At 34.7% G+C, this 5,544-nt stretch carries 4 protein-coding genes; 1 reads left to right on the top strand and 3 read right to left on the bottom strand.

Going from position 1 to position 5,544, the window contains the following annotated elements:
- Positions 1 to 222: 222 nt before the first annotated feature.
- Complete coding sequence (locus ACH2CJ_RS16570) at positions 223 to 2,661, bottom strand: glycoside hydrolase family 2 TIM barrel-domain containing protein (RefSeq protein WP_394994103.1); 2,439 nt, start codon at positions 2,659 to 2,661, stop codon at positions 223 to 225.
- A 62-nt stretch (positions 2,662 to 2,723) separates the two neighbouring features.
- On the bottom strand, positions 2,724 to 3,104 hold the full coding sequence (locus tag ACH2CJ_RS16565) for a hypothetical protein (protein WP_394994101.1): 381 nt from the start codon (positions 3,102 to 3,104) through the stop codon (positions 2,724 to 2,726).
- Positions 3,105 to 3,313: 209 nt separating this feature from the next.
- Here ACH2CJ_RS16565 and ACH2CJ_RS16560 point away from each other — a divergent pair, with 209 nt between their 5' ends.
- Positions 3,314 to 4,042, top strand: a complete 729-nt coding sequence (locus tag ACH2CJ_RS16560) for an NUDIX hydrolase (protein ID WP_394994099.1) — start codon at positions 3,314 to 3,316, stop codon at positions 4,040 to 4,042.
- 185 nt (positions 4,043 to 4,227) lie between these two features.
- Here ACH2CJ_RS16560 and ACH2CJ_RS16555 read toward each other — a convergent pair.
- On the bottom strand, positions 4,228 to 5,544 hold a 1,317-nt coding region (locus tag ACH2CJ_RS16555), incomplete at its 5' end, for a hypothetical protein (protein ID WP_394994097.1).

Below are 5,544 nucleotides of genomic sequence, written 5' to 3'. Positions count from 1 at the left end.
TCGGTCGGTGTCGCTTAATTTAATGTGTCTTTTTTCCATAACTTGATTTATTAGAAATCTAAGTTGCAAAATTTAAAACTATTTAGTTAACAGTGTATTAAGTATGAAAACTAATTTATTTTAAATTTGACAATTTGTAACTATTTCATAATAAGTCTTTTATATCACTATTGTGAACAGTTAGTAATCGCACAGGCGACCCGTCTATATTCGTCATTCTACTTAATTGGTCTTAATTGTTAAAATACCTCCTTTCAAATCCTCCGCTTCTGCTTTTACAGTGATTTTTCCTGCTTTTTCGGTAGAGCGGACAATGACTAAACCTTTTCCTTGAAAAACCATTTTTTCAGGTTTTTGAAAACTACTCATATCTCTTGGATTACTATTACCAACACCAGCAAGGCTACCATTGCCTGAAATTTGATATTTTACCAATTTATCACCAATATTTGGCACTACATTACCTGCTTCATCTACAATTTCAACAGTAATGTAGGCAAGATCATTTTTACTGGCTTTGATAATGGCTCTATCTGCTATTAGACGAATCGCAGTTGGTTTTCCTGCCGTTATAAGCATTTCAGATGCTATTTCTTTGTTTCCTTCATAGCAACGAGTAACTAAATTTCCAGCAATATATGGAATGTTGAATGTGGCAGTTATCGAACCTGTGGCAATGGTTTGCTCGGCTATTATTTTACCATTCAATTCCAATTTCACTTTTGGACTTCTTGTAAAAACCCGAACTTGTAGTTGCTCATTTTCATGTCCAGGCCAAGTCCAACTTTTCAGTTCATCAGGAAAACCATAAAAGCCAGTGCTTTCTTTTTTATCTTCAGGAATTGGTCGATGAACCAAAGTTTCGATTTTACTTCTTCTCCAAACGACATCTAAGTAGAATGAAGCTGCTTTTTTATTGCCAATCAAATCTAATTCGCCTGTATATGAATTGAAAACTGGCCATTCGGAAGTCATAAAAGTTTCTACAAAACCAGCCGTTTTTTCATTTTTCAATTTGGTTCGAGCCAATCCGATTCCTGCTTCTCCTAAATAGTCAATTGCTGCCCAACTAAATGTGCCTATTACATAAGGATGTTTTTCTACAAAATTCCAATTTTCTAAAGCTTTCGGTGGAAAATACTCTGTGGCAACCATCACTCGCTTAGGATATTTTTTATGGTCGTCTTCGTATTTATTTGAAGTATAGTTGTATCCACCTACATCCAAACTTGCAAATGAAGGTGCTGTACTTTCCCAAGTTTTGCCTTTACCCATGGCGAGATAAAACGGAATGGCATTTGTAACCGCACGTGTAGAATCCAATCTTCTTACAAAATTTGCTAATTTCCAAGAAGTTTTATATCCTGTTGAGTCTGCAATTTCTGGAATTTCGTTGCCAATACTCCACATAATAACTGAAGGATGATTTCTATCTCGCAGTACAATTGATTCTAAATCTTTCATACCCCATTCTTTGAAATAATCGGCATAATCGTCAGGAGTTTTATTTCTTTCCCACATATCAAATGCTTCATTCATTACTAACATTCCCAATCTATCACAAGCATCTAATAATTGAGGCGAATAAGGATTATGAGCAAAACGAACAGCATTGTAGCCATTTTTTTTCAATAATTCTATTTTTCGTTCTTCTGCTCGGTCGATAGCTTCTGCACCCAATGGACCATTGTCGTGATGAATACAACCACCTTTGAGTTTTACATTTTTTCCATTCAAAGTAAAACCAGTTTCAGCATCAAATTTGATGCTTCTTACACCAAAATTTTGAACGTATTCATCAATTGTTTTTCCCTTTTGTTTCAAAATTATTTTTACTTTATACAAATTAGGTTTTTCGATGCTCCACAAATTGGGGTTTTTCAAAATAATGGTTTGTTCGATTTTGCTTTTAGTAGAAGCATCCGTTGTTTTTGAGACAACCAGTTTATTATCAGCCAAATACAATTCAATTGTAAGAGCAATATTAGAAGTTGCGTTCTCGATTTCTGTTGCAATATGAATAGCAGCAGATTGTTCAGAAACATTGGAAGAAACGATTTGAACGCCCCAATTATCAATATGCGTATCATTTACAATACTCAACCAAACATGGCGATAAATCCCTGAACCTGAATACCATCTTGAATTATCTCCTTCATTTTTTACTTGTACAGCCATTACATTGGTTTGACCAGCAGGATTTAAAAAGGCTGTCAAATCATAAATAAAAGAAGTATATCCATTGGGGTGATTTCCCAGATGATGTCCATTAAGCCACACATCTGAATTCATATAAACACCGTCAAATTGGATATATGCTTTTTTACCAATGGTAGATTTATCAAGAACAAATTGTTTCCTGTACCAAGCAGTGCCACCGACTGAAAAAGCCGTAGCATTTTTACCGATTGCTTTTTTATAAAAAGGACCTATGATGCTATCTGAAGGATTTTTGGCTAAATCTTCAATACTCCAATCGTGTGGAACATCCAATTTTCGCCAATCGGTATCATTGAAATTGGCGGCTTTTGTATCAATTTCTTTGCCTTTCTTGAATTTCCAGTCAGAGTCAAATGATTGATTTCTACCTGCTTTTATCTGAGAAAAAGTAGATTGAAAAGTGATTAATAAGCTGATTATCAATAAAATAAGATGCTTCATTTTGTTTTATTTTTTGTCACGAATGCACAAATTAATATGAATTCGTGCATTCGTGACAATTATTACTTTACCCTTTTCGCCGTAACATCAAACATATCCATCAACTTGCCTTTTAGGTTGTCATTATCCACTTTTTCAAAAGGGATAGCTAAATCATATCCACTTGTTGAAAAGAAAATGGTCATTTTTCCATCAACTTCTTCTACACTTGTCAAAGGATTTGTAGGAGTAGTAGGCTCGACAGGGTTTGTCATTTCACCAACCAATTTGCCATCTTTTCGGCTAATGGTAGTAATCATTTTTGAATCACCGTTGGGTGTGCCAATAATTATAACTTCCCACTTGCCTACATAAAAATCTGCTTGTGCAGTAGCTGTTTGTGAAAAACTATTAAAAGCGATTCCAAAAAATAATGCGATAAGAAAGATGCTTGCTTTTTTCATTGTTTTGGTTGCGGTTCGTCGCCACGATTTTAAATGATATTGAATGGTGTTTTATAAATTTCAAAACAAAGATATGTATAAATTTTTTATTGTCTAAATAAATAGACAATAGAGTTTATTAGTATATTATAATTGAATATTTATAGATTATGAATGGTGTTTTTTAAGGATGAAGAGTACCTTTGCAGAAACCATTCTTAGATTTTCAGATGAATTTATTCTCTAATCAAAACTATATCTCACAACTTGCCATTGATTGTGTGATATTTGGCTATCAAGAAAGAGAGCTTAAAGTACTGATTACAAAATTGAATTTTAAAGGAGATTTTTATTCTCTCCCAAGCGGGTTTATTCTCCAAAAAGAAGGTGTAGATGAGGCTGGTCATCGGATTCTCAAAGAACGGACGAGTATTTCAAATATTTTTTTAGAGCATTTCAAGATATTTGGCGAAGCAGATAGAACCAACAAAGATTTTCTTGAAAACATAATCAATCTGAACCAAGAACATTTTGATAGTGATGTTTCCTTATCAAAGGCCGATTTTGAATGGCTCACAAGTAGATTTATTTCATTGGGTTACTATGCTTTGGTCGATATTAATAAAGTTACTCCAATAAAAACAGCTTTAGACGAATCTATGGGATGGTACAATATTCATGAAATACCCCCGATGATGATGGACCATAACGAGATGATTGAAAAAGCACTGGAATCTTTGCGATTAAACCTTGATACAAATATTATTGTGCTGAATCTTCTTCCCGAAACTTTTACAATGAAGGAAGTGCAAGACCTCTACGAAACGATTTTTGAAAAAGAATACGCTCGAAATAATTTTCAAAAGAAGATTTTGGAATTAAATGTTTTAGAACGCTTAGAAAAGAAGTTTACAGGAGCATCGAATAAAGCACCATATTTGTATCGCTTTAAAAAATAAAGGGGGAAAAATTCACCTTTTATTAGCTATATATTCTATTCATTTACTTTCTCAATTCAGCCATTTTTTTCTGAATAAGGTTCGTGTTGCAAGACTAATTCACGGCCAACACCACTACCAGCACCTGTTACTACGATGGTTTTGTTTTCTGTTTACATTTCTTTTTTTGAACTGCAAACACCCTTTTATTTATTAAATGTTAGAAACATAATACTATAAGCGGGCAATTCAACACTTCCTTTTTTTACACTTATTCCTTTGATTGATGGTAATTCATCATTGGCTGCCAATTTTAATTCTTTACCATTTAGGCTCACTTTTTTGCTAAGTAATTCATCGGCTGTCATTAAATATTGTTTCGCCTCTGAAGGAATGTTTACAGTTGTTGCCGTTTTATTAGTATTTAAAATCAATACACTTCTTCCTTCCGATTTATTTTTTAAATTATGTACAAAAATATCTACACCAACTTCTAAACTTCCTGCTTCATATACTTGATTTCCCATGAATTTGTTCCAAAGAAAAGCTGCCCAATAGTTAGGTCTTGGAGTATGGGTATCATGTTCCAATAAACCATATTCGCTTCTTGCAAGGGTATTGTGCATCACTACTTGAACACCTTTTTTTGCCAGTCTGCCAAGTTGCTCCAAATAGCGGAAAGTATCTATATAAGTAGCTGCCTGAGGATTCCCACCGCAAGCAGTTTCGGCAGTTTCGGTGAGCCAAATAGGTGCATTTGGCACATATTTATCTCTTGTATTTTGGTAAAACTCAAGACCTTTTTCGGTTTTACTTAACCACTCAGCAGTTAAAGCCTTCTCAGGATTCTGCCCTCCTCCACAACGTTTTGATACCGTGCCATAATAGTGATAGGTAAATACATCAAAAGTGGGATTGGGGGTAGGAGATAGCAGTTTATCTACGGACAGGTCTAATCCTGAAGGAAGTATGCCACCTTCTCCTGTAGAGCCTGGACCAATAATTTTCATATTGGGAGCAGCCTCTTTGGCAAAACTTTTAAAAAGGGCAAACTCTTTTGCGAAGTCATCACCGTTATATCCTTTGGGTGCATCACCATGCGAGGCGTGTGAGGGTTCATTGAAAAATTCGGCGGCTGTAATTTCACCACCAATGGATTTGGTATAATCTAAAATGGACTTCACTTGTGTAGCTTGCCATTTGCCATTTTCATCTCTCATACCATCGCTTATCGGAAAAGAACTAACTAATTTGCCATCCACAGCCTTACAAAAATCCACCACTCCTTTCCATTGTTGGCGAGTTAATATATTCTTGAATCCTTTTGGTGGACTGCTTAATTTTGCTTCATTGTTGTTCTGAAAATAGATGGCATTTGCCCAAGTACCACTCACTCTCACATAAATTGGACCTAAACCAGTAGCGAGATTACGTAATTTTTTTTCGTAAAGGTTTATTGGTTCAATTTTCCATTTCAGTGCATCAATACCTTTTTTGTTGGAATGTTTTCTAACAGAATCTAT

The sequence above is a fragment of the Emticicia sp. genome, from assembly GCF_043780375.1.
Taxonomy (GTDB): domain Bacteria; phylum Bacteroidota; class Bacteroidia; order Cytophagales; family Spirosomataceae; genus Emticicia.
This window is presented reverse-complemented; position numbering and strand designations above follow the sequence as displayed.